General features: G+C 71.8%; 21 protein-coding genes. 9 read left to right on the top strand and 12 right to left on the bottom strand.

The window, feature by feature from the left end:
• Nucleotides 1-5 precede the first annotated feature (5 nt).
• The 5 genes from pgsB to AB0M27_RS10735 are packed head-to-tail and all read left to right on the top strand — an operon-like array spanning nt 6 to nt 4,656.
• Nucleotides 6-1,616, top strand: a complete 1,611-nt coding sequence (gene pgsB / locus AB0M27_RS10755) for a poly-gamma-glutamate synthase PgsB (protein WP_365720112.1) — start codon at nt 6-8, stop codon at nt 1,614-1,616.
• On the top strand, nt 1,613-2,095 hold the full coding sequence (locus AB0M27_RS10750; RefSeq protein WP_031169214.1) for a poly-gamma-glutamate biosynthesis protein PgsC/CapC: 483 nt from the start codon (nt 1,613-1,615) through the stop codon (nt 2,093-2,095). The genes pgsB and AB0M27_RS10750 overlap by 4 nt, the downstream gene beginning before the upstream one ends.
• A 41-nt stretch (nt 2,096-2,136) precedes the next feature.
• Entirely contained in the window at nt 2,137-3,189 is a 1,053-nt protein-coding gene (locus tag AB0M27_RS10745) for an NlpC/P60 family protein (protein WP_365720110.1), read from the top strand.
• A gap of 47 nt (nt 3,190-3,236) precedes the next feature.
• Entirely contained in the window at nt 3,237-4,253 is a 1,017-nt protein-coding gene (locus AB0M27_RS10740; RefSeq protein ID WP_365720108.1) for a hypothetical protein, read from the top strand.
• Nucleotides 4,254-4,263: 10 nt separating this feature from the next.
• Nucleotides 4,264-4,656 carry a hypothetical protein gene (locus AB0M27_RS10735; protein ID WP_365720167.1) on the top strand — a complete coding sequence of 131 codons (393 nt, stop codon included), beginning with the start codon at nt 4,264-4,266 and terminating at the stop codon, nt 4,654-4,656.
• Nucleotides 4,657-4,717: 61 nt separating this feature from the next.
• Here AB0M27_RS10735 and AB0M27_RS10730 read toward each other — a convergent pair whose 3' ends face one another.
• The 5 genes from AB0M27_RS10730 to AB0M27_RS10710 form a co-directional block, all read right to left on the bottom strand.
• A complete protein-coding gene (locus AB0M27_RS10730; RefSeq protein ID WP_365720106.1) occupies nt 4,718-6,847 on the bottom strand; it encodes a 3-hydroxyacyl-CoA dehydrogenase NAD-binding domain-containing protein in 2,130 nt (709 codons plus the stop codon).
• Nucleotides 6,844-8,061 carry an acetyl-CoA C-acyltransferase gene (locus tag AB0M27_RS10725; protein ID WP_365720104.1) on the bottom strand — a complete coding sequence of 406 codons (1,218 nt, stop codon included), beginning with the start codon at nt 8,059-8,061 and terminating at the stop codon, nt 6,844-6,846. Before AB0M27_RS10725 ends, AB0M27_RS10730 begins: the two co-directional genes overlap by 4 nt.
• Before the next feature lie 264 nt (nt 8,062-8,325).
• Nucleotides 8,326-9,615: a ribonuclease D gene (locus tag AB0M27_RS10720; RefSeq protein ID WP_365720102.1), complete on the bottom strand. Its 1,290-nt coding sequence runs from the start codon at nt 9,613-9,615 to the stop codon at nt 8,326-8,328.
• A 217-nt stretch (nt 9,616-9,832) separates the two neighbouring features.
• Nucleotides 9,833-10,489, bottom strand: coding sequence for a response regulator transcription factor (locus tag AB0M27_RS10715; protein WP_365720100.1), 657 nt, complete (start codon nt 10,487-10,489; stop codon nt 9,833-9,835).
• 279 nt (nt 10,490-10,768) lie between these two features.
• Nucleotides 10,769-11,446, bottom strand: a complete 678-nt coding sequence (locus AB0M27_RS10710; protein WP_365720098.1) for a DUF3000 domain-containing protein — start codon at nt 11,444-11,446, stop codon at nt 10,769-10,771.
• A gap of 140 nt (nt 11,447-11,586) precedes the next feature.
• Between AB0M27_RS10710 and hemE the strand changes: the two genes are divergently transcribed.
• Nucleotides 11,587-12,645 carry a uroporphyrinogen decarboxylase gene (hemE, locus tag AB0M27_RS10705; protein ID WP_365720096.1) on the top strand — a complete coding sequence of 353 codons (1,059 nt, stop codon included), beginning with the start codon at nt 11,587-11,589 and terminating at the stop codon, nt 12,643-12,645.
• 1 nt (nt 12,646) lies between these two features.
• On the opposite strand, the gene AB0M27_RS10700 is transcribed toward hemE, so the two are convergent.
• On the bottom strand, nt 12,647-13,471 hold the full coding sequence (locus tag AB0M27_RS10700; protein ID WP_365720094.1) for a rhomboid family intramembrane serine protease: 825 nt from the start codon (nt 13,469-13,471) through the stop codon (nt 12,647-12,649).
• A 91-nt stretch (nt 13,472-13,562) separates the two neighbouring features.
• On the opposite strand from AB0M27_RS10700, the gene AB0M27_RS10695 reads away from it, so the two are divergent.
• Nucleotides 13,563-13,832, top strand: coding sequence for a hypothetical protein (locus AB0M27_RS10695; protein ID WP_351806705.1), 270 nt, complete (start codon nt 13,563-13,565; stop codon nt 13,830-13,832).
• Here the strand turns inward: AB0M27_RS10695 and AB0M27_RS10690 are convergent.
• Both AB0M27_RS10690 and AB0M27_RS10685 read right to left on the bottom strand, forming a co-directional pair.
• Nucleotides 13,829-15,223: an FAD-dependent oxidoreductase gene (locus AB0M27_RS10690; protein WP_365720092.1), complete on the bottom strand. Its 1,395-nt coding sequence runs from the start codon at nt 15,221-15,223 to the stop codon at nt 13,829-13,831. The two genes, AB0M27_RS10695 and AB0M27_RS10690, sit on opposite strands and share 4 nt — an antisense overlap.
• A 26-nt stretch (nt 15,224-15,249) precedes the next feature.
• Nucleotides 15,250-16,221, bottom strand: coding sequence for a DUF4349 domain-containing protein (locus AB0M27_RS10685; protein WP_365720090.1), 972 nt, complete (start codon nt 16,219-16,221; stop codon nt 15,250-15,252).
• 138 nt (nt 16,222-16,359) lie between these two features.
• Between AB0M27_RS10685 and hemG the strand changes: the two genes are divergently transcribed.
• Nucleotides 16,360-17,814: a protoporphyrinogen oxidase gene (gene hemG, locus AB0M27_RS10680; protein ID WP_365720088.1), complete on the top strand. Its 1,455-nt coding sequence runs from the start codon at nt 16,360-16,362 to the stop codon at nt 17,812-17,814.
• Nucleotides 17,815-17,819: 5 nt separating this feature from the next.
• Nucleotides 17,820-18,551, top strand: coding sequence for a hydrogen peroxide-dependent heme synthase (hemQ, locus tag AB0M27_RS10675; protein ID WP_365720086.1), 732 nt, complete (start codon nt 17,820-17,822; stop codon nt 18,549-18,551).
• An 18-nt stretch (nt 18,552-18,569) separates the two neighbouring features.
• Here hemQ and AB0M27_RS10670 read toward each other — a convergent pair whose 3' ends face one another.
• The 4 genes from AB0M27_RS10670 to AB0M27_RS10655 all read right to left on the bottom strand — a co-directional run bounded on the left by AB0M27_RS10670 (nt 18,570) and on the right by AB0M27_RS10655 (nt 23,776).
• Nucleotides 18,570-20,216 (bottom strand): alpha/beta hydrolase, encoded by a 1,647-nt coding sequence (locus AB0M27_RS10670; RefSeq protein WP_365720083.1) that lies wholly within the window; start codon nt 20,214-20,216, stop codon nt 18,570-18,572.
• Nucleotides 20,217-20,386: 170 nt separating this feature from the next.
• A complete protein-coding gene (locus tag AB0M27_RS10665; RefSeq protein WP_365720081.1) occupies nt 20,387-21,166 on the bottom strand; it encodes a TIGR04222 domain-containing membrane protein in 780 nt (259 codons plus the stop codon).
• A gap of 106 nt (nt 21,167-21,272) precedes the next feature.
• Nucleotides 21,273-22,046 carry a DUF4142 domain-containing protein gene (locus AB0M27_RS10660; RefSeq protein ID WP_365720079.1) on the bottom strand — a complete coding sequence of 258 codons (774 nt, stop codon included), beginning with the start codon at nt 22,044-22,046 and terminating at the stop codon, nt 21,273-21,275.
• Nucleotides 22,047-22,459: 413 nt separating this feature from the next.
• Nucleotides 22,460-23,776 carry a DUF692 domain-containing protein gene (locus AB0M27_RS10655; protein WP_365720077.1) on the bottom strand — a complete coding sequence of 439 codons (1,317 nt, stop codon included), beginning with the start codon at nt 23,774-23,776 and terminating at the stop codon, nt 22,460-22,462.
• Nucleotides 23,777-23,798 lie beyond the last annotated feature (22 nt).

The following is a 23,798-nucleotide window of genomic DNA, read 5'->3' as shown; positions in this document are numbered from 1 at the left end:
CACCCGTGCTCTTCCTCTACACCGTGCTGCTGGTCTGCTGCGCGATGCTGCTCGCAGCAGGCATCGTGGAACAGCGGCGGCACTTCACCAACCTGGACCACATCCCCACCCGGGTCCTGGTCAACGGCATCCGCGGCAAGTCCTCCATCACCCGGCTGTGCGCGGGCGCCCTGCGCGGCGGAGGCCTCACCACCGTCGCCAAGACCACCGGCACCGCGGCCCGGTTCATCCACCCGGACGCCACCGAGGAGCCGGTCTACCGCAAGTTCGGTATCGCCAACGTGGTCGAGCAGATCGGCATCGTGCGGCGCGCCGCCGCGTACAAGCCGGACGCGCTGGTCATCGAGTGCATGGCCGTGATGCCGGCCCTGCAGGAGATCAACCAGTCCAAGCTGATCCGCTCCACCATCGGCGTGCTGTGCAACGTCCGCGAGGACCACCTCGCCGAGATGGGCCCCACCCTGGACGACGTGGCGCGCTCGCTGTGCCGCTCGATGCCCGAGGACGGCATCTGCGTCACCGCCGAGAAGGACCGCTTCGACATCCTCGAGGAGGAGGCGGACGCCCGGAACTGCAAGCTGATCTACGCCGACCCCGAGACGGTGACCGACGAGGAGCTGCGCGGGTTCAGCTGGTTCACCTTCAAGGAGAACGTCGCCATCGCGCTGACCGTCGCCGAACTCCTCGGCGTGGACCGCGAGACGGCCCTGCAGGGCATGTACGACGCCCCGCCCGACCCCGGTGTCCTCTCCGTCGAGCGCTATCGGACGCCCGAGGGCAAGAAGCTGCGGTTCGCCAACGTCTTCGCCGCCAACGACCCCGAGTCGACGCTGATGAACATCAACCAGCTGCTCGACCTCGGCGCCATCCACCGCCCGCTCAACGTGGTCATCAACTGCCGCCCCGACCGCGTCGAACGCAACGGTCAGATGGGCGAGATCATCCCCGACCTCGACCCCGAGCGCGTCTTCGTCATCGGCCACCCGGCCAAGTCCGCCATCGACGCCATCCCCGCCGAGTTCCGCTCGCGCGCCGTGGACCTCGGCGGCGACAAGCGCGACCCCGAGGAGTTCATGGGCAAGATGCTGGACATGCTCGGCGCGGACTCGTCGATGGTAGCGATCGGCAACATCCACGGCCAGGGCGAGATCCTGCTGGAGCACCTCGCCGAACTCCCGCCGGACGACAGCGCCGACGAGCCGGTCGCCGCGGCACCGGCCGGCCGGACCGAGCCGGCGCCCGCCCGGGTCGACCCCTCGGAGACGATGCAGCTGTACGCGCCCCGCATCGACCCCTACCAGCACTACTCGGAGGCGTACGAGTCGCGCTACGCCCAGCACCAGCAGCCGTACGTCCCGCAGCTTCCGGTGCAGCGGAGCGCCGCACAGCCCCACCGGCACGAGGAGCCGGTGCACCGGGCCGGACACGAGCAGGCGCAGTCGTACGGCACCTGGACCGAGCCCCAGCCCAATCAAGCCGGCCGGCCCGCCCTGCCCCAGGCACCCGCCGACAGCGGCCGACCGGCGCAGTCCCGCGGGCTGTTCGAGCCCCGCATCCCGCCCCAGCCTTCCGCCGACGACAGCCAGCAGTGGCACAGCCCAGGAGAACAGCGTTGATCCCCTCCGTCCTCACCCCCGAGATCGCCGCGATCGGCATCGGCCTGGGCCTGATGTTCTCTCTCATGTGTTACCTGACGACCAACCTGTCGCCGGGCGGCATGATCACTCCGGGCTGGCTCGCGCTCACCCTGATCGAGGACCTCCAGCGCGCCGCGCTCGTCGTCGGCGTGACCGTGCTGACGTACCTCGCCACACTGCTCATGCAGAAGTTCGTGATCCTGTACGGCAAGCGGCTCTTCGCGGCGGTCGTGCTCAGCGGTGTGCTCATCCAGGCCACCGTGATCATCGTGCTGCAGATGGAGTTCCCGCTGTTGTACGCCAACCAGACGCTCGGCTTCATCGTCCCCGGCCTGATCGGCTACCAGCTGGTCCGCCAGCCCAAGGGCGCGACCCTGCTGTCCGTCGCGTCGGTCTCCCTCGCCACCTATGTGGTGCTGACCGCCGGCATCCTCCTCGGCGCCATGCCGACCGCCTGAACCCGCCCGTATCCGACGCACGCATTCCTGGAGCCCCCACCATGCCGAAGCGCAAAGGCCGCCCGGTCGTCCACACGGTGACGGTCCTGGCGCTGCTCGCGGGCAGCGCCTACTTCACCTTCGAACTGCGCAAGGACGAGCAGGCGAAGGTCCCGGCCGCCCAGAGCATCACCGAGAACCTGAACAGCTCGGGCGGGGCGACCGGCAAGCAGACCTGGGAACGGCTGAACAACCCGGCGCGCTCGGTCCTGCGCGACGGCAAGGGCGCGGTCATCGCCACCTTCACGGACGGCGCCCGTACCGCCACCCTCAAGGGCCCGACCCGCACCTTCAGCGAACCGGCCAACACCACCACCAAGGTGGTCACCGACGACTGGGTCCGCCTGATGCCGGAGACCTGGACCAAGGGTTCCGAGAAGCAGCAGTGGTTCAAGGACTGGTTCAAGCAGTACTACGGCAGCGAGGAGGACGACGTCTTCGCGTTCGCCTTCCAGTACATCGTGGGCGCGCCGGCCAAGAAGGACGACCAGGGCGTCCAGTACGCCGGGCACGCCACCTACGGCCCCCTCAAGGCCGACGGCGTCGACCGCTACGAGCAGACCGACTTCTACGACTACCTGGGCATCCCGTACACCTTCCGGGACGGTGTCACCCAGTACCCGCAGCAGGACCGCCTGCGCGCCGTGGACTGCTCCGGCTATCTGCGCCTGGTCTACGGCTACCGCGCCCGCTACCCGCTGATGTCCGACAACGACCACGGCGACGGGCTGCCGCGCACCGCCGACGGCATGGCCCGCGGCAAGGAGGGCGTCGACATCATCAAGCTCCAGGGCCCGAGCCCCTGGTACGTACGGCCGCAGAACATCGACGTCCTCCAGCCCGGCGATCTGCTGTTCTTCAAGATGGACCACCGCACCGGCAACCACATGGACCACTCCGCGATCTACCTCGGCCCGGACACCGAGGGCCACAAGGTCTTCATCTCCAGCCGCAAGGAGCAGAACGGCCCCACGATCGGCGACCAGGGCGGTGTCTCGCGTCTCGACGGCAACGGTTTCTACGCCAAGCTGTTCCGCACGGCGAAGCGGCTGTGACCAGGGGCGGCGAGGGTTTTTGTGCGGCCCGCGGCTAGAGTGAACCGGTGAACGGCGACTGGCTCCTGCGCGGCCGAGACGGCCGGCTCAGTGTCTACCAGCTGTCGGGCGACGCCGTCCTGTGCCGGGCGGAGCGCGAGCCCGGCGGCCCCTGGACCACCCCGCGCACGGTGGGCGGCGACCAGAAACTGCACCCCGTGCTGGCGCTCGGCCAGGGCACCGACGGCTACGCCCATCTGGTGTCCTGGCGGCCCACCGTCAAGGGCGAGTCGGGACTCGTCCACTCCACCCACTACCGGCCGCGCCTCGCGGCCCTGGACTGGAACCCGCTCGGCCACCCGCAGAGGAAGGGCGACCGCACGGGCACGCCCGCGGTGGCCGTCGACGCCCAGGGTCGCGCCCATGTCTTCGTGCCCGACGGCCAGGGCGGGGTGCGCCTGCTCGTCCAGAAGGAGAAGGGCGGCTGGGCGGCCTGGCGGGACCTGAAGGGCGAGAACGTCCGGGACGGTCTGGCGGCGGTGACGGGGGAGTCCGGCCGGGTCGAGCTGTACGCGGCCGTCCCCGACGGGATCCGCCACTGGCGCCAGGAGGAGGCGGGCGCCGAGCCGGTCCTGACCCAGTCCCTGCGCACCCCGGTCCGCCCGGGCACCCTCTACGCCCTCGCCACGTCTCCCGACAGCACGACGCTCTTCTACACCGACACGGACGGCGACCTGTGCGCCTGGCGCCCCGGCGGCAAACCGGTCACCCTGCTGCCCTCCGCCGGTTCCGGCCCGGTCTCGGCGGTCCGCTGCGAACTCGACGGCCACGACTGCACCCTGCTCGCCCAGCGCTCGGCGAGCGGCCGCGTCGCCTTCTCCGCCTACCCGACCGAACGGGAGTCGGCGGGCGCCTGGTGGACCGAGTCGGGCCCGCGCCTGCCGGTGGACGCGACGGTGTCCCTGACGACGGACCAGGACGACCGGGTCGTTGCGGCGACGTTGTCCCCGTCGACCGGCCAACTCCTGCTGACCCGCCGCAAGTCCGAGCCGGGACTGGCACTGGAGGCGTGGCGGCAGGTCTGAGTGCGCCATGATGGCCACCGTGGACACCGAGACTCTCATCGACGCCTGGCGGCGTCTCCTCGCCGACTCCGGAAAGACATGGGTGCTGTTCGAGCACGGCACCTGCGTGGTGCTCGAACAGCCCACCGGGGACCCGGCCGCCCAAGCCACCGAGATCCTGCGGGAGTTCGGGCCGGTACGGGTGGGAGGGCCCGCGGGCGACTTCCGGGTGCTGGAACTGAACAACGGCGAGGGCTGGCTGGTGACCGGCCACCACCCGGACGTCGTCACCTTCGTCCCGCTGGACGACTCCGCCGATCCCTCACACCTGGCCGTCGGCATCCTCGGCCGCTCCCGGCGCGACCGGGACGGCACCGAGCTGCACGTCGTCCATGTCGAGGACGACCGCCCGGCCGAGGCCTGACAACGCCGATGCCCGGCACACCAGTCGGTGTGCCGGGCATCGTACGACCGTACGCGGTGCCTTACGCGGGGACGCTCGCCACGCCCTGCGCCAGGAACTTCTTGCCGTTCACGCGCTCCGAGACGCCCTCGCGGTCCAGGTACGGCGTGATGCCGCCCAGGTGGAAGGGCCAGCCGGCGCCGGTGATGAGGCAGAGGTCGATGTCCTGGGCCTCGGCGACGACGTCCTCGTCGAGCATGAGCCCGATCTCCTGCGCCACCGCGTCCAGCACCCGGGCGCGGACTTGCTCCTCGGTGAGCACGACGTCGCCCTGCTTCAGCAGCGCGGCGACCTCCGGGTCCAGCTCCGGCTTGCCGCTGTCGTAGACGTAGAAGCCGCGCTTGCCCGCCTTGACCACGGCGGCGAGGTTCGGGGAGACCGTGAAGCGGTCCGGGAAGGCCCGGTTGAGGGTCTCCGAGACGTGCAGGCCGATCGCCGGACCGACCAGCTCCAGCAGCACCAGCGGGGACATCGGCAGACCGAGCGGCTCCACGGCCTTCTCGGCGACCTCGACCGGGGTGCCCTCGTCGATGACGTTCTGGATCTCGCCCATGAAGCGGGTCAGGATGCGGTTCACGACGAACGCCGGGGCGTCCTTGACCAGAACCGCGGTCTTCTTCAGCTTCTTGGCGACGGCGAACGCGGTGGCCAGGGAGGCGTCGTCGGTCTTCTCGCCGCGGACGATCTCCAGCAGCGGCAGTACCGCGACCGGGTTGAAGAAGTGGAAGCCCACGACCCGCTCGGGGTGCTTGAGCTTCGACGCCATCTCCGTCACCGACAGCGAGGAGGTGTTGGTCGCGAGGATCGCGTGCGCCGGGGCGACCGCCTCGACCTCCGCGAACACCTGCTGCTTGACGCCGATCTCCTCGAAGACGGCCTCGATGACGAAGTCGGCGTCCGCGAAGGCCTCGGCCTTGTCCAGCACACCGGTCACCAGCGCCTTGAGGCGGTTGGCCTTGTCCTGGTTGATCCGGCCCTTGCCGAGCAGCTTGTCGATCTCGGAGTGGACGTAACCCACACCCTTGTCGACGCGCTCCTGGTCGATGTCGGTCAGCACGACCGGCACCTCCAGGCGGCGCAGGAAGAGCAGGGCCAGCTGGGAGGCCATCAGACCGGCGCCGACGACGCCGACCTTGGTGACCGGGCGGGCCAGGTTCTTGTCCGGGGCGCCCGCGGGACGCTTGCCGCGCTTCTGGACCAGGTTGAACGCGTAGAGCCCGGCGCGCAGTTCGCCGCTCATGATCAGGTCCGCGAGGGCCTGGTCCTCGGCGTCGTAACCCTGCTGCAGGTCGCCGTTCTTGGCGGCCGCGATGATGTCGAGGGCGCGGTAGGCGGCCGGAGCCGCGCCGTGCACCTTGGAGTCCGCGATGAACCGGCCCTTGGCCACGGCCTGGTCCCAGGCCTCACCGCGGTCGATCACCGGGCGCTCGACCTGGACGTCGCCCTTGAGGACCTGCGCGGTCCAGATCAGCGACTGCTCCAGGAAGTCGGCGCCCTCGAAGATCGCGTCGGCGATGCCGAGCTCGAAGACCTGCTTGCCCTTGAGCTGCTTGTTCTGGTTCAGCGAGTTCTCGATGATGACCGAGACGGCCTTGTCGGCACCGATCAGGTTCGGCAGCAGGGTGCAGCCGCCCCAGCCGGGGACCAGGCCGAGGAAGACCTCGGGCAGCGAGAACGCCGGGACGGCTTTCGACACCGTGCGGTAGGTGCAGTGCAGACCGACCTCGACACCGCCGCCCATCGCCGCGCCGTTGTAGTAGGCGAAGGTCGGCACGGCCAGGTTCGACAGACGCTTGAAGACGTCGTGGCCGCCCTTGCCGATGGCGAGCGCGTGCTCGTGCTCCTTGAGGACCTCGACGCCCTTGAGGTCGGCGCCGACCGCGAAGATGAACGGCTTGCCGGTGATGCCGACGCCGACGATCTCGCCGTCCGCCGCCTCCTTCTCGACCTGGTCGATGGCGGTGTTCAGGTTCGCCAGCGAGCCGGGGCCGAAGGTGGTCGGCTTGGTGTGGTCGAAACCGTTGTCCAGCGTGATCAGCGCGAAACGGCCGGCGCCGAACGGCAGGTCGAAGTGGCGTACGTGCGCACTGGTGACGACCTCGTCGGGGAACTGCTGCGCGGCCTGCTTCAGAAGCTCGGCGGTGGTGCTCACTTGTCCCCCTCGAAGTGCGGGTTCTCCCAGATGACCGTCGCGCCCATGCCGAAGCCGACGCACATGGTGGTCAGGCCGTAGCGGACGTGTCGCTGCTCCTCGAACTGGCGGGCCAGCTGCGTCATCAGACGGACGCCGGAGGAGGCCAGCGGGTGACCGAAGGCGATGGCGCCGCCGTACTGGTTGACGCGCTCGTCGTCGTCCGCGATGCCGTAGTGGTCGAGGAAGGCCAGGACCTGGACGGCGAAGGCCTCGTTGATCTCGAACAGGCCGATGTCGGAGATGGACAGGCCCGCCTTGGCGAGGGCCTTCTCCGTGGCCGGGATCGGGCCGTAGCCCATGACCTCCGGCTCCACGCCCGCGAAGGCGTAGGAGACGAGCCGCATCTTGACCGGCAGGCCGTTCTCGCGGGCGAAGTCCTCGGAGGCGATGATCGAGGCGGTGGCGCCGTCGTTCAGACCGGCCGCGTTACCGGCGGTGACCCGGCCGTGGACGCGGAACGGCGTCTTCAGGCCGGACAGGCTCTCCAGGGTCGTGCCCGGGCGCATCGGCTCGTCGGCGGTGACCAGGCCCCAGCCGGTCTCGCCGGCCTCCGGGTTGGTGCGGCGCACCGAGATCGGCACCAGGTCCTGCTGGATCTTGCCGTTGGCGTACGCCTTGGCGGCCTTCTCCTGCGAGCGGACCGCGTACTCGTCGGCGCGCAGCTTGGTGATGTGCGGGTAGCGGTCGTGCAGGTTCTCCGCCGTCATGCCCATGAACAGGGCCGACTCGTCGACCAGCTTCTCGGAGACGAACCGCGGGTTCGGGTCCACGCCCTCGCCCATCGGGTGGCGGCCCATGTGCTCCACGCCACCGGCGATGACGGCGTCGTAGGCACCGAAGGCGATCGAACCGGCGGTGGTCGTCACGGCGGTCAGCGCGCCGGCGCACATGCGGTCGATGGAGTAGCCGGGCACCGACTGCGGCAGGCCCGCGAGGATGCCGGCCGTACGGCCGAGGGTGAGGCCCTGGTCGCCGATCTGCGTGGTGGCCGCGATGGCGACCTCGTCGATCTTCTTCGGGTCCAGACCGGGGTTGCGGCGCAGCAGCTCCCGGATCGCCTTCACGACGAGGTCGTCGGCGCGGGTCTCGTGGTAGATGCCCTTCGGGCCCGCCTTGCCGAACGGGGTGCGGACGCCGTCGACGAAGACGACGTCCCTGACGGTACGAGGCACGATGGCTCTCCTCCAGGGTGCGGGATGGCACTGCTGCGTTGCGCTGAGCGCGCGCTCAGGACCCATGCTACTTATGAGTAACGTAGCTGCACAGTCCTGGTGGGGGGAGCGGTGAACGTCACACCCCGGCCGGCTTCTCCGTCCCTTCCCTGCAGCGGTCCCAGGATCTTGGCGTGATCTCGACGTGTCTGTTCCGCTTCCGTGAGGTGCGCGGGGAACCAAAGACAGCCCGCAGCCGCCGTATCCGATCGAGCGTCACGGCGGCTAGGCACCCTTCGCGGACAGCGCACTCACCAGCACCGGCGTGACCAGTTCCACCTGCCACGCACGCGCGCCGTACCCCGCCAGCGCAGCCCCGACGGACTCGGTGTCGACAGTCTTCGGCGGCTCCCAGCAAATACGCCGGACCGTGTCCGGCGAAACCAGGTTCTCCTGCGGCATGGCGAGCCGCTCGGCGAGAGCGCTGACTCCCGCCCGGGCCGCGGTCAGCCGGGCAGCGGCGACGGGGTCCTTGTCGGCCCAGGCCCGCGGCGGCGGAGGCCCGGTCACGGGCTGACCCGGCTGAGGCAGCGCGGAGTCCGGCAGGGCCTTGGCCCGGTCGACCGCCGCCTGCCACTGCTCCAGCTGCCGCCGCCCCATCCGGTGGCCGAACCCGTTCAGCGTCGCGAGCGCATGGGCGTTGGCCGGAAGAGCGAGCGCCGCCTCCACGATGGCGGCGTCGCTGAGCACCTTGCCCGGCGAGACATCCCGCCGCTGCGCGATCCGGTCCCGCGTCTCCCACAGCTCCCGTACGACACCGAGCTGCCGGCGCCTGCGCACCTTGTGCATCCCGGACGTACGCCGCCACGGGTCCTTCCTCGGCTCGGCCGGCGGTGCGGCCGCGATCGCGTCGAACTCCTGCAGGGCCCACTCCAGCTTGCCCTGCCGGTCCAGCTCCTTCTCCAGGGCGTCGCGCAGGTCGACGAGGAGTTCCACGTCGAGCGCGGCGTATCTGAGCCACGGCTCGGGCAGCGGCCGGGTCGACCAGTCGACGGCGGAGTGGCCCTTCTCCAGGACGAAGCCGAGGACGTTCTCGACCATGGCGCCGAGCCCGACCCGGGGGAACCCGGCGAGCCGGCCGGCCAGCTCGGTGTCGAAGAGCCGGGTCGGGACCATGCCTATTTCGCGCAGACAGGGCAGGTCCTGGGTGGCGGCGTGCAGGACCCATTCGACGCCGGACAGGGCCTCGCCGAGCCCGGACAGGTCGGGGCAGGCCATGGGGTCGATCAGGGCGGTTCCCGCACCCTCGCGGCGCAGCTGCACCAGGTAGGCGCGCTGGCCGTAGCGGTAGCCGGAGGCGCGCTCGGCGTCGACGGCGACCGGGCCGGAGCCCGCGGCGAAGGCGGCGACCACCTTGGCGAGCGCGGCCTCGTCGGCGACGACGGGCGGAATTCCCTCGCGGGGTTCGAGCAGCGGTGTCGGCGCCCCCATCACAGAAGATCCGGCGTCGTCCGGAGGAGTGCCTCCGGTGGTACGCAGGGAGCTGTCTGCTGCGGTGTCTTGGGCGTCGGTCACCTGTCAAGGGTATCGGTGTGTGGACGGCGCCCGTCGACGGAACGTTCCGTCGATGGGCGCCGGAGGGTCGTAAACCAGTCAGGCCGGTGAAAGGTGCGGTTCACGTGAGTGCACCGTCCGCTGCTCTGAACGGCTCAATGGGTGGCTTAAGGGTGGCTCGGTAAACGGTGATCGTTTCGGTGACCGGCTCGGGACCGGCGCGGTGATCGGGCTGGGCTCAGTGGATGATCCCCGTGCGCAGGGCCACGGCCACCATGCCGGCCCGGTCGCCCGTGCCCAGCTTGCGGGCGATGCGGGCGAGGTGGCTCTTGACGGTCAGGGCGGACAGGCCCATGGAGACGCCGATCGCCTTGTTCGACTGGCCCTCCGCGACCAGCCGCAGCACCTCGACCTCGCGGCCGGACAGCTCGCGGTAGCCGCCCGGGTGGCTCGGGGCACCCGGGGGGCGGCGGTGCATCCGGGCGGCGCCGAGGGGAGCGGCGCCGGGCCGGGTGGGCATGCCGAGGTTGGTACGGGTGCCGGTGACGACGTAACCCTTGACCCCGCCGGCCAGGGCGTTGCGCACCGCGCCGATGTCGTCGGCGGCGGACAGCGCCAGCCCGTTGGGCCAGCCCGCGGCGCGGGTCTCGGACAGCAGGGTCAGGCCGGAGCCGTCGGGCAGATGGACGTCGGCGACGCAGATGTCGCGCGGGTTGCCGATGCGGGGACGAGCCTCCGCGACGGACGAGGCTTCGATCACGTCGCGCACGCCGAGCGCCCACAGATGGCGGGTGACGGTGGAACGGACGCGGGGGTCGGCCACGACCACCATGGCGGTCGGCTTGTTCGGGCGGTAGGCGACCAGGCTTGCGGGCTGCTCGAGGAGAACGGACACCAGGCCTCCTGGGTGGGGGGACGGGGCCGGCTTGTGGGGAGGAAGCCGGGACGAACCGTGCTTTCAGGTCACAGTCGTCTTCGGCAGCAAACTCGTCCGCCTTTAGAGAATGATCACGATCTAGTGAGTAACAATCCGTGCAATTCGGACACACGATCGATCATCCGAAGATCGAGTCGGTTCGAGCGAGTGTCATTCGGGGTCGGAAAGTGGCCGTATCGACAAAGGGATGGTCAATAAGGCGCCCATGCGGATGAAGGGCCGGTCCGACGGCCCCGCTCACCGTGACTGCGGACCCCTGCGCTGCGGCAGCGTGACCACCGAGGCGTCGCCCGGACCGGCCGGCGGCAGCCCCGCGACCTGGACCAGCAGATCGCACCAGGAGGCCAGGTGGGCGGCGGTGTCGGGCACTCCGCCGAGGCCCTCACGGGGCGTCCAGGACGCCCGGATCTCGATCTGCGAGGCCGCCGGCCGCTCGGCCAGCCCGCCGAAATAGTGCGAGCTCGCGCGCGTGATCGTCCCGCTCGGCTCGCCGTAGCCGAGCCCGCGTGCCTGCAGCGCCCCGGTCAGCCACGACCAGCACACCTCGGGCAGCAGCGGATCGGCGGCCATCTCCGGCTCCAGCTCCGCGCGCACCAGCGTCACCAGCCGGAAGGTTCCGCGCCAGGCGTCGTGACCCGCCGGGTCGTGCAGCAGCACCAGACGTCCGTCGGCCAGCTCCTGCTCGCCGTCGATCACCACGGCCTCCAGCGCGTACGTGTACGGGGCGAGCCGCTGCGGGGCGGGGGTGGGCTCCACCTCGACCTGCGGCCGCGACCGGCTGCTGCGCAGGGCGTCGACCGCGGCCTGGAACGCCGGCGGCCCCGGAGTACCGGAACGCCGGTCCGCCTCCTCGGTGTCCTTCACGTCGTCCATTCCGTCAGCGCTGTCCGACATTCGTCCGTGAGCCGCAGCCATGCCGGGAAGAGTAAGGGGAACGGAGCCTTCGTGCAGGGCAAGACACCACCGCGGCGAACGTGGCCGCGGGCGAGCGCCCCGACTCCCGGCCGGCATCGGTCCCGGATCAATCGCATCCGGCGGCATGCGAAACTTGCCCCGTGACCGCCAACACCAGCATGCAGCCGACAGCGACGTACGACAGCGCCTTCCTCAAGGCGTGCAGGCGCGAACCCGTGCCGCACACCCCCGTGTGGTTCATGCGCCAGGCCGGCCGCTCCCTGCCCGAGTACCGCAAGGTGCGCGAGGGCATCCCGATGCTCGAGTCCTGCATGCGGCCCGAGCTGGTCACCGAGATCACGCTGCAGCCGGTGCGCCGGCACCACGTGGACGCGGCCATCTACTACAGCGACATCGTCGTCCCGCTGAAGGCCATCGGCCTCGGCCTCGACATCAAGCCGGGCGTCGGCCCGGTCGTCGAGGAGCCCATCCGCACCCGCGCCGACCTGGCCCGGCTGCGCGACCTCACGCCCGAGGACGTCCCCTACGTCACCGAGGCGATCGGCCTGCTCACCAAGGAGCTGGGACAGACCCCGCTGATCGGTTTCGCGGGCGCGCCTTTCACCCTCGCGAGCTACCTCGTCGAGGGCGGTCCCTCTCGCACGTACGAGAACGCCAAGGCGATGATGTACGGCGACCCCGAGCTGTGGGCCGACCTGCTGGACCGCCTGGCCGACATCACGGCCGCCTTCCTGAAGGTGCAGATCGAGGCCGGCGCGAGCGCGGTCCAGCTGTTCGACTCCTGGGTCGGCGCCCTTGCCCCGGCGGACTACCGGCGCTCGGTCATGCCCGCCTCCGCGAAGGTCTTCGAGGCCGTCTCCGGCTACGGCGTCCCGCGCATCCACTTCGGTGTCGGCACCGGTGAGCTGCTGAAGCTCATGGGCGAGGCCGGCGCGGACGTCGTCGGCGTCGACTGGCGCGTCCCGCTGGACGAGGCGCGGCGCCGCGTAGGCCCCGGCAAGGCGCTCCAGGGCAACCTCGACTCGACGGTCCTGTTCACCGACAAGGACACCGTCGAGGCCAGGGCCCGCGAGGTGCTGGACGCGGCCGCCGGTCTGGAGGGCCATGTCTTCAACCTCGGCCACGGCGTCCTGCCGAACACCGACCCGGACGCGCTCACCCGTCTCGTGGAGTACGTCCACACCGCGACCGCGTGCTGACTCACCACGTGTAACGGGGCCGCGCCCGCCTGCCGAACAGCAGGCCGCCCGGCTCCGGCGGGGGCGGCGTACCGGCCTTGAGCGGCCAGGCCAGCACCATGCCCGCCAGGAATCCGACCACGTGCGCGGCGTACGCCACCGTGCCCGCTCCGGACACACCGTGCCCGGACGAGTAGACCGCCTGCAGCACGAACCAGAAGCCCAGCACCAGCCAGGCGGGCAGCCGGAGCGGCAGGAAGATCAGGAACGGCACGAGGACCCACACCCGCGCCCTCGGCCACAGCACGATGTAGGCGCCGAGCACCCCCGCGATCGCACCGGACGCGCCGATCAGCGGGTCGCCCGAGGTGGCGTTGAGCAGCGCGAAACCGTATCCGGCCGCGTAGCCGCAGACGACGTAGAAGAGGAAGAACCGGATGTGGCCCATCCGGTCCTCGACGTTGTTGCCGAAGATCAGCAGGAAGAGCATGTTCCCGAGCAGGTGCAGCCAGCTGCCGTGCAGGAACATCGCCGTGAAGACCGACAGCGGCGGCGACTTGTCGTAGTGGGGCGCGGCCACCACGCAGCCCGGGCCGTGCGGCCCGACGCCCACCTGTCCCGTCGGGACCAGCCGTGGCAACTGATGGTGGATCAGCTCCCGCGGGACGGCGGCGTAATGATCCATGAAGGCCTGCAGATGGCACAGTTGCGCCAGGTCGCTGCCGCCGGCCACGGAACCGGCTATGCCGGGCGTGGTGACGAACACCAGGACGTTCGCGGCGATGAGGGCGTACGTCACCCAGGGGGTGCGGCGCACCGGGTTCACGTCATGGACGGGGATGACCACACAGAAGTAGTGCCCGGGATGCGGCGGGCGAATCGGTGAACGGCGTCGGGTGCGTGTGCGTATCTCCTTTCAACCGACGTGAGGACAGGCGATGAGCGAACGAATCACTCCTCCGATGCATGCTCTGCCCGACGGCGAGGCGGAGATCTCTCTGGTCCTACGGCTCCCCTGGGAGGACGTGGCCCGGCTCGGCCAGGAGGCCGGGCGGCTCGCCTCCCAGATGCAGCGGCCGGTGACGCTGGACGAGGCGGTGAGCTACCGGCTGCGGTCCACCCGGCCGTCCGCCACGCACGCGAAGCCCGCCGGGGAGCAGCCGCCGGCGGCCGTGTCCGCGCTGCCGCGCATCAGCGGAACGGCCTAGGCGTCCCGCACCTTCGCCGCCGCCTTTCGCGCCGCCACCAGGACCGGGTCCCACACCGGGGAGAAAGGCGGGGCGTAGCCCAGGTCCAGGGCCGTCATCTGTTCCGCCGTCATCCGCGCGGTCAGCGCGACCGCGGCGATGTCGACCCGTTTCGCCGCGCCCTCCCTGCCGACGATCTGGACGCCGAGCAGCCGGCCGGTGCGGCGTTCGGCGAGCATCTTGACCGTCATCGGGGAGGCGCCGGGATAGTAACCGGCGCGGCTGGTGGACTCGATGGTGACCGTCTCGTACTGCAGGCCCACCCGGCCGGCGTCCTTCTCGCGCAGACCGGTGCGGGCGATCTCCAGGTCGCAGACCTTGCTGACCGCCGTGCCGACCACGCCCGGGAAGGTGGCGTAACCGCCGCCGGCGTTGGTGCCGATGACCTGGCCGTGCTTGTTGGCGTGGGTGCCGAGGGGCATGTACTGCTCCTGGCCGGAGACCAGGTTCAGCACCTCCACGCAGTCGCCGCCGGCCCAGATGTTCCCGTGGCCGCGCACCCGCATCGCGAGGTCGGTGAGCAGGCCGCCGTGGGCGCCGAGGGGCAGCCCCGCGGCCCTGGCGAGAGCGGTTTCCGGGCGGACGCCGATGCCGAGGATCACCACGTCCGCCGGGTACTCGGCGTCCTCCGTGGCCACTGCGCGGGCCCGGCCGTCCTCCCCGGTGAGGATCTTGGTGACCTCGGCGTCGTTCACCATGGTGATGCCGAGGCCCTCCATGGCCCGGTGCACCAGACGGCCCATGTCCGCATCGAGCGTCGACATGGGCTCCTTGCCGCGGTTGACGACCGTCACCTCGAAGCCGCGGTTGATCAGCGCCTCCGCCATCTCCACGCCGATGTAGCCGGCGCCCACGACCACGGCCCTGCGGCCACGCGTGCGTGCCAGCGTCTCCAGCAGCGCCTGGCCGTCGTCCAGGGTCTGCACGCCGTGCACCCCGGGGGCGTCCGCGCCGGGCAGGTCGGGGCGGACCGGGCGCGCGCCGGTCGCGATGACGAGCTTGTCGTACGACGTCCAGGACTCGGCGCCGGAATCGACGTCACGCGCGCGTACCCGCTGTCCGGCCACGTCGATCTCCGTGACCTCGGTGCGCAGCCGCAGATCGATCCGGCGCGCCCGGTGCTCCTCGGGGGCGCGGGCGATCAGGGCGTCGCGTTCGGGGACGTCGCCGCCCACCCAGTACGGGATGCCGCACGCAGAGAAGGAGGTGAAGTGGCCGCGTTCGAAGGCCACGATCTCCAGCTCCTCGGGCCCCTTCAGCCGGCGCGCCTGCGACGCCGCGGACATGCCCGCGGCGTCACCGCCGATCACGACCAGTCGTTCCGTCCCGCCCCGTCCGTCACCCATGCTCATGGGAACACGCTACGGGGCGTCGGCATTCAATCCCGGTCCGGCCGCTCCTCGGAGGGTTCCGGCGCCGGGCGGGCCGACGGCAGCGGGCCCGGCGCGGTCGTCGCGGGCGCGGGCTCCCGCCGGCGCGGCAGCCGGGGCCGTACGACCCGCAGCCACAGCAGCGTCAGCAGGGCCGCGAATGCAGCGAACGGCAGGGCGGCGCCGAGCGCGAGGACGATCCAGCGCAGCATGGTCACGAACACGTGCCAGCCGCCGGACAGGGCGTCCACGACACCGGGGGAGTCGTCGCCGGCCGTCTTCTTCACCGGTGTCCGGGACAGCGACAGCGTGATGGTGGCGAGGCTCGTGCGGTCCTTCAAGGACGCCTGCCGGGCCAGCAGCGCCTCCAGGTCGGCCTGACGGCTGCTCAACTCGCCCTCCAGCGCGACGACATCGCTCAGCTTGGTCGCCCGGTCCATGAGCGCGCGGATCCGGTCCACGCTGGCCCGCTGCGACCTGACGCGGCTGTCCACGTCCACGACCTGGTCGGTGACGTCCTCCGCCTGCGCCGTACGGTCGATCAGCCGGCCCGTGCCCTGGAGTCCGGCGAGCACCTCGTCGTACTGCGCGCTGGGCACCCGCAGCACGACCCGGGTGTGCTCATGGCCGCCGGCGTCCCGGCCGGTGCTCTCCTTGCTGACGTAGCCGCCCGCGTCCTCCGCGGTGGTCCGGGCCTGGTCCAGGGCCTTGGGCACGTCCTTGACCTGGAGGGTGAGGGACGCGGTGCGGATGATCGCGCTCTGGGTGAGCCGCGGTGTCTTCGGTGCCGCCGGCTTGGCGCTGTCGGCCGCGCCCGGCCCGGCGGCCACGCCGGCTCCGTTCGCCGCGGACTTCGCCGAGCCGTCGCCGCCCGAGTCGGCCGCACCGCCGCACCCGGCGAGGGCGAGGGAGGCGGCGAGCAGGATCCCCGCCAGGGCCCTGGTGGGGCGTGCGGGTCGTGTGGAACGTGATGTGTGCATGGGCGGTACCCCCGAGGGCTCTGCGGCCTGTGACGTCCCTACGACGGCCGGACGCGCCGGAACGTTCGGACAACGGCCCCGGTGTGGGGACCTCCGGCCCTGGCGGGAGTGTCAGTGGGGTCTGAGAGAGTGGGGGACATGAGCGCAACGGGTACGCGTACGGGGCATGTCGTCGTCATCGGAGCCGGTATCGCCGGGCTGGCAGCCGCCCACCGGCTGCTCGGGCGCGGCACGCGCGTGACCGTGCTGGAGGCCGCGGAGCGGGTCGGCGGCAAGCTGCTGCCCGGCGAGATCGCGGGCGTGCGGGTCGACCTGGGCGCCGAGTCGATGCTCGCCCGCCGCCCCGAGGCCGTGACCCTGGCACGCGAGGTGGGCCTGGCGGAGCGCCTCCAGCCGCCGGCCACCGCGACCGCCTCGATCTGGACCCGCGGCGCCCTGCGCCCCATGCCCAAGGGCCATGTGATGGGCGTCCCCGGCACCGCCGCCGCGCTCTCCGGTGTGCTCTCCGACGAGGACCTGGCCCGTATCGAGCGCGACGCCGACCTGCCGCGCACCGAGGTCGGCGACGACGTGGCCGTGGGGGAGTACGTGGCCGCGAGGCTCGGCCGCGAGGTCGTCGACCGCCTGGTCGAGCCGCTGCTCGGAGGGGTGTACGCGGGCGACGCGTACCGCATCTCGATGCGCTCGGCCGTCCCGCAGCTCTTCCAGGCCGCCCGCACCCACACCTCCCTCACGGAGGGTGTCCGCGAGATCCAGGCCAAAGCGGTGGCGAACCAGCAGACCGGGCCGGTCTTCATGGGCATCGAGGGCGGAGTCGGCACCCTGCCGCTCGCGGTCGCCGACTCCGTCCGGGCCCGCGGCGGCGAGATCCTCACCGGCACACCGGTCACCGAGCTGCGCCGCGAGGCGTCCGGCGGCTGGCGGCTCACCGCCGGGGAGCGGGCCCTGCACGCCGACGCCGTGATCGTCGCCGTACCCGCCCCGGCCGCCGCGCGGCTGCTGCGCGCGGAGTCCCCGGAGGCCGCCGCCGAGCTGGCCGCCGTCGAGTACGCGTCCATGGCGCTGGTCACTCTTGCCTACCGCCGCTCCGGCCTGAACCTCCCCGAGGGCAGCGGCTTCCTGGTCCCGCCCGTCGACGGCCGCACCATCAAGGCGTCCACGTTCGCCTCCCGCAAATGGGGCTGGATCGCCGAGGAGGACCCGAACGTGGTCGTGCTGCGCACCTCCGTGGGCCGGCACGGCGAGACGGAGATCCTCCAGCGGGACGACGCCGCCCTCGTCGAGGTGTCCCGGCACGATCTGCGGGAGGCCACCGGCCTGGACGCCGTACCGCTGCGGACCCGGGTGACCCGCTGGACCGACGGCCTGCCGCAGTACCCCGTCGGGCATCACGCGCGCGTGGCCCGCATCCGAGAGCACGTCGCCAAGCTGCCGGGCCTCGCGGTGTGCGGCGCGCAGTACGACGGCGTCGGCATCCCGGCCTGCATCGCGGGCGCGTACGCGGCCGTCGACCAGCTCGACGGCGACCTGAGCGGAATCCGGGAGCTTACGGCCAACCCGGTGCAGAGCCTCCACGGCGGAGCGGGAGAATAGGGACCATGAGTGACGACGCCCCCACCACCGAGTCCGGCAGGATCCCGAACAAGGGCAAGCTGGCCAAGGACCTCAACGAGGTCATCCGCTACACCCTCTGGTCGGTCTTCAAGCTCAAGGACGTACTGCCGGAGGACCGCGCGGGTTACGCCGACGAGGTCCAGGAGCTGTTCGACCAGCTCGCCGCCAAGGACGTGGCGATCCGCGGCACCTACGACGTCTCCGGCCTGCGCGCCGACGCCGACCTCATGATCTGGTGGCACGCCGAGACCAGCGACCAGCTCCAGGATGCGTACAACCTCTTCCGCCGCACGAAGCTGGGCCGCGCGCTGGAGCCGGTGTGGTCCAACATGGCGCTGCACCGCCCCGCCGAGTTCAACCGCTCGCACATCCCGGCGTTCCTCGCCGACGAGACGCCCCGCAACTACATCAGCATCTACCCGTTCGTGCGCTCCTACGACTGGTACCTGCTGCCCGACGAGGACCGCCGCCGCATGCTCGCCGACCACGGCAAGATGGCCCGCGGCTACCCGGACGTGCGCGCCAACACGGTCGCCTCGTTCTCCCTCGGCGACTACGAGTGGATCCTGGCCTTCGAGGCCGACGAGCTGTACCGCATCGTCGACCTCATGCGCCACCTGCGTGGCTCCGAGGCCCGCATGCACGTCCGCGAGGAAATCCCGTTCTTCACGGGCCGCCGCAAGGACATCGGGGACCTGGTGGCGGGCCTGGCCTAAAGCGCCGCGAAGGGGCTCCTAGCGCCGCCCGGCCCTCAGAGAGCCTCGCTTGGACTCTTTTGCCGGCCCGACCGCCGGAGGCAACCGGTGCGGCGCGCACGACGCGCGCCGCCCCGGAACCCGGCCCTCCAGCAAATACGCGTCGAGGTGGCCGTTGACGCACTGGTTGGGCCCGCCCCCGATCCCGTGCGTCCCCGCATCCCGCTCGGTCACCAGCACCGAGCCGGCCAGCCGCCGGTTCATCTCCAGCGCCCCCGGGTACGGCGTCGCCGCGTCCCGCTCGGCCGCCAGGATCAGCACCGGCGGCAGTTCGCCCGGCCCGGTCCGCACGTCCAGAGGCTGCCGGCGGGGCGCCGGCCAGTAGGCGCACGGCAGGTTCATCCAGGCGTTGTCCCAGGTCTCGAACGGCGCCACCCTGGCCAGCCGGGTGTTGTCGCGGTCCCACTCCTTCCAGTCCGTCGGCCAGGGCGCGTCGTTGCACTCCACGGCCGTGTAGACCGCGCTGCCGTTCTCCGCTTCGGCGGCCGTCTCCGCCCTCGGCGCGGCCAGGCGGACCAGCGGCTTCGGATCGCCGTGCAGATAGGCCGACAGCGCCTCGGCCCGGCTCGGCCAGAAGTCGTCGTCGTACCCGGCCATGAGGAACGCGTTCTGCAGCTGCCCGGGACCCACCTTCCCGCCGGCCGCCTTTCCGGCCAGCCGCTCGCGCGCGGTGTCGTAGCCGCGCTGCACCTTCTCGGCGGTGTTCCCGAGCTTGTAGACGTCGTCGTGACGGGCGATCCACTCCCGGAAGTCCGCCCAGCGGTCCTCGAACGCCGCCGACTGGTCGAGGTTGTTGCGGTACCAGACCTTCGCCGGGTCCGGGTTCACCGCCGAGTCCAGCACCATACGCCGTACGTGCGTGGGGAACAGGGTCGCGTACAGCGCGCCGAAGTAGGTGCCGTACGACGCTCCGACGAAGGTCAGCCGGTCCTCGCCCAGCGCGGCCCGCAGCACGTCGAGGTCCCGGGCGTTGTTCGGCGAGGTGTAGAAGCGCAGCTTGCTCCCGGAGCGCCGGGCGCAGCCGCGCGCGTACGCCCTGGCCTGGGCGATGCGCTGCCGCTTGTACGCCTCCGTCGGGTGGGTCGGCGACGCGGTGGGCGCCTTGACGAAGCGTTCGGGGTCCTCGCAGGACAGCGGCGCCGAACGGCCCACCCCGCGCGGGGCGTAGCCGACCAGGTCGTAGGCGGCGGCGATCCGCTGCCACTGCGGGACCTTGCCGATCAGCGGGAAGTACATGCTGGACGCGCCGGGGCCGCCGGGGTTGTAGACGAGCGCGCCCTGCCGGGGGACCTTCCGCTTGCTGTTGCGCGGGTCCTTCTGCGTCGCCGGGATCCGGCTGACGGTCAGGTGGATCTGCGTGCCCTCCGGGTGGGCGTAGTCGAGCGGGACGGTCACGGTGCCGCACCGCACGTTGCGGGGTGCCTCCGGTACGTCGGTGGCGGAACACGCGCCGAAGTCGATACCGGTCGCCCGGGCGCGGGCCACGGCCACCGCGGTGCCGCGCAGTTCGGCCGTGCCGGGGACGGCGGCCGCCCCGCCCGCCCGGGCCGCACCGCCCGCGGGGGCGGCGGCCAGGGTGGTCAGGAGCAAGGATCCGGCGGCCGAGTACAGGGCGGCAGCTCTCATCGCGTATCCCTTCGGTGCGGCGACGGCGATGGCACGGCTGCCACGGCCCGGCAACAACACAAGGGATATTTCGTTCGGCTCTCGGTGAAGGCAAGCACCACCCGGCCGGTGTCGGCGCCAATGCCCCCTATGCGCCCCTGGAAGACCCTGTGGGGACCCTCAGGCCGCCCTCACTCCCGCCAGGGCTGGTCGCGGTGGGTGAAGGCGGCGCGCAGCTGCGGCTCGCCGATCGCGCGGATCCCGCGTACGGCGACCGAGGTGAGGAGGGACCGCTCGTCGCCGGCCGGCCTGCGCACCAGCGCGCCCAGCAGCCGTTGCCCGGCCGGGGAGGCCCAGCGCGAGTACGGATGCGCCTCGAACCGGGCGATGGCGAGGCAGCTCAGGGACAGGATGAGGGGCAGGGCGAACCACAGTCCGACCAGCAGCCGTGGCGTCCCGGTCTGGACGGGCAGCAGGAGCGCGGTCAGCCCGAGCACCGGCACGGTCGCGGCGGCGGCGCGCACCTGGCGGACGGCGGTGCCCACGGTCGCGCCGGCGCCGTCGGGGACGGCGAGACCGGCGCGCACCAGCCGGTCGGCGAGCCGCCGTACCGCCTCGGCGCCGGCCGCCCGTGCCCGCACGGGGGCGATGCGCGACTGTCCCTCCGGACCTATGGCCCCTATGACGGACTGCTCGATCTCATCACGCCCCCGCGGGTCCACCACCGTGGCCCAGCCGGTGTGCGCGAGGTGCAGGCGCCGCTGGCGGGCCATGGAGACCATCGTCACATCGGCGACCCGGGCCGGGCCGCCGGAGAGGAAGGCCGCCTCGTACAGCGTCAGATCGTGCTCCCGGTCCGCCGTCGTGGCATCCGCGTCCAGGGCTGCCGCGCGGACGGCCGCCAGACAGAGCCGGGTGCACGCCGTACCGGCGAAAGCCCAGGCCAGGAGCAGGAGAAGGACCCAGAACATGACGTGTTTCTATGTCAGAGGCCTAGCTGAGCGCCATGCCCTGTTCACCATCCGGACACAGTGTTGGCGGTCTGTGACGTTCCGTTTCGCGCCCAGGTCAGGGATGTCAGGAGCCGTTCGTCGCCGGCGGCGGGCTGGTGGCGACGGGCGGCAGGGAGTACGACTCGGCCGGCGACGGGGTGACCGGCACGGCGGCACTCGGTTCGACGGCGGTCGGGGTCGGCACGGGGGTGGGCGAGGAGGCCAACTCCTTCGCGAGCGCTGCGAAGTCGACGTACCCGGTCGCCTCCAGGACCTTGATGTGATCCAGGACGGTCGCGTTCGCGTCGTCGGCGAGATCGCGGACCAGGGAGTTCTGGGTGCCGGCCCGGACCGCGGCGACCAGCGCGAACACCCGGCCGTGGGCGAGCCGCAGGATGCCGGCGAACTGGCGGTCGAAGTCCTGGCCCTGCGCTGTCCTCAGGGTGTCGAGCCACTGCTGCTGCTGTTGGTTCGGCTCGTTGGGCAGCGGTACGCCGAGCTGGGTGGCGACGGTGCGGACATGGGCGTCCAGCGAGGTGTGCCCGTCGACCAGGTGCTGGCCCGCCGTGCGTACGGCCGCCGTGGTGCCCTTCCGCTCCGCCAGCTCGCCGGCGGGCAGCTCCCACAGCCCCGCCAGCCTGACCTTGGTGATGAAGTCCCGGTCCTGCGCGGACAGGGGGCCGAAGGGGGTCGTCACGGTCTGCGTGCTCAGCACCGTCGCACCGGCCGCCGGGCTCTGGTGGCCGGCGTACGACCAGAGCGGGTAGAGCAGCGCCGCCGCGGTCGCCGCGAGGGCCGCGATGATGAGGCCTGTGCCGCTGAATATGCCTCGGCCCTTGACCGGGGGGCGGGGTCGCATGACGCCTCCTGTAGCGCACCGCACGCGAGTGTGCAGGGGGGTGTGGTGCGGGCGGCATATTACTCGGGTGCGTTCGGCTGCCGCCGGGCTCGGGGGTGTGCGTGGGCGCCGTTGGGGTGCTGTGGGTGCGGCGGCTGTCGGGATGGTGTGCCCTGTGCCTCGCTGCCGCTGGGGTTGCGGTGTGTTGTCGGCTGCCGGTGTGTTGTGGCTGGTCGCGCCCACGCGGCGGAACCGCGTATCGATACAGCCCTGCGCCCCTGGGGGAGTTGCAGTCGCCGCACCCGCTTTCGCGCCGTGGCTGCGGGCAGTCGTGCCGCTGGGGCTGGGGCTGGGGCTACCCCCGCTGTGGGATGCACCCTGCCGGCGCCGGTGAGCGACCCGACCCCCGGCCGGCACCGGCACCGGGCGCCACGTCATGCCCTGCGCAGCAGTACCTTCCGCGCCGCCCGGGCCACCCGTCCGCCGGACCTCGGTGCCGGACCCGCCCGGTCCAGCCACCACTCCCGGAGCTGTCGCCGGGCCCCCGCCTCCTCCGGCCGCCCCGCTTTCAACAAGTGCCCCGCGAAATCCAGGGCGTCCCGTCGGTAGCCCCCGGTCATCGGCCGCACCCGGGCGTAGTCCAGGAACGCCGCCCGGTACCCGTCGCCGAGAATGACCGGCAGCTCCGGCGCCACCTTCGCCACCACGTCCGCCCGCTTCGAGGTGAGTGCCCGCGCCTGCACCCCCATCCGCACCCGGTCCAACCCCTCGGGCACCGGCGTCCCCGCCACCAGCGAGGACAGGACGGCGGCCTGGGCGACGGCGAGCCGCTCCCGTGCACGGACCGCCGGCGGCGCCAGGACGGCGACACCCCCGCCTTCGGAGCGGGCGACGGCACCGGTCCCGGTACTCCCGTCGGCCCGCGTGCGCCCGGCCGTCACCGCGTCCCGGATCACCGTCAACTCCCGCTCCAGCTCGGCCGGTTCGGGGAAGTTCTCGTCCCGTTCCAGGAGGACACCGGGCGGCGCGGTACGGGCGGCGAGGTCGGTCAGGATGTCGAGTACCGGGTGCGGCACGGGATGGGCGTGGCTGTCGTGCCAGACGCCGTCACGCTCGAAGCCGCCCGCGACATGGGCGTAGGCGATCGCCTCCACGGGCAGCGCGGCCAGCGCCTCGGCCGGGTCCTCGCCCCGGTTGACGTGGTTGGTGTGCAGGTTGGCCACGTCGATCAGGAGCCGTACGCCGGTGCGCTCGACCAGCTCGGACAGGAACTGCCCCTCGGTCAGTTCCTCGCCCGGCCAGGAGAACAGCGCGGCGATGTTCTCCAGGGCCAGCGGCACGGGAAGGGCGTCCTGCGCGATGCGTACGTTCTCGCAGAGCACGTCCAGGGCGTCCCTGGTGCGCGGCACCGGCAGCAGGTGCCCGGCCTCCAGGCGCGGGGAGGCGGTGAGCGGGCCGCCCGCCCGGACGAACGCGATGTGCTCGGTGACCAGGGGGGAACCCAGGGCCTCCGCACGCTCCGCCAGCGCCGTCAGCCGGACCTCCTCGGGGCGGTCGGCGCCGCCGAGGCCGAGGGAGACGCCGTGCGGGATCACGGTCACGCCGCGCTCGCGCAGCCGCAGCAGCGACTCGGGAAGGTGGCCGGGGCAGACGTTCTCCGCCACGACCTCCACCCAGTCGATGCCCGGCATGCGCTCCACGGCGTCCGCGATCTCCGGCCGCCAGCCGATCCCCGTGCCCAGTCGCCGCATGGCTGCTCCCCTCCGTCCAGCG

It is taken from the genome of Streptomyces sp. NPDC052107 (genome assembly GCF_040680215.1).
GTDB lineage: Bacteria > Actinomycetota > Actinomycetes > Streptomycetales > Streptomycetaceae > Streptomyces.
Note: the sequence above shows the minus strand (reverse complement) of the source record. Positions and strands in the feature narration are given on the sequence as shown.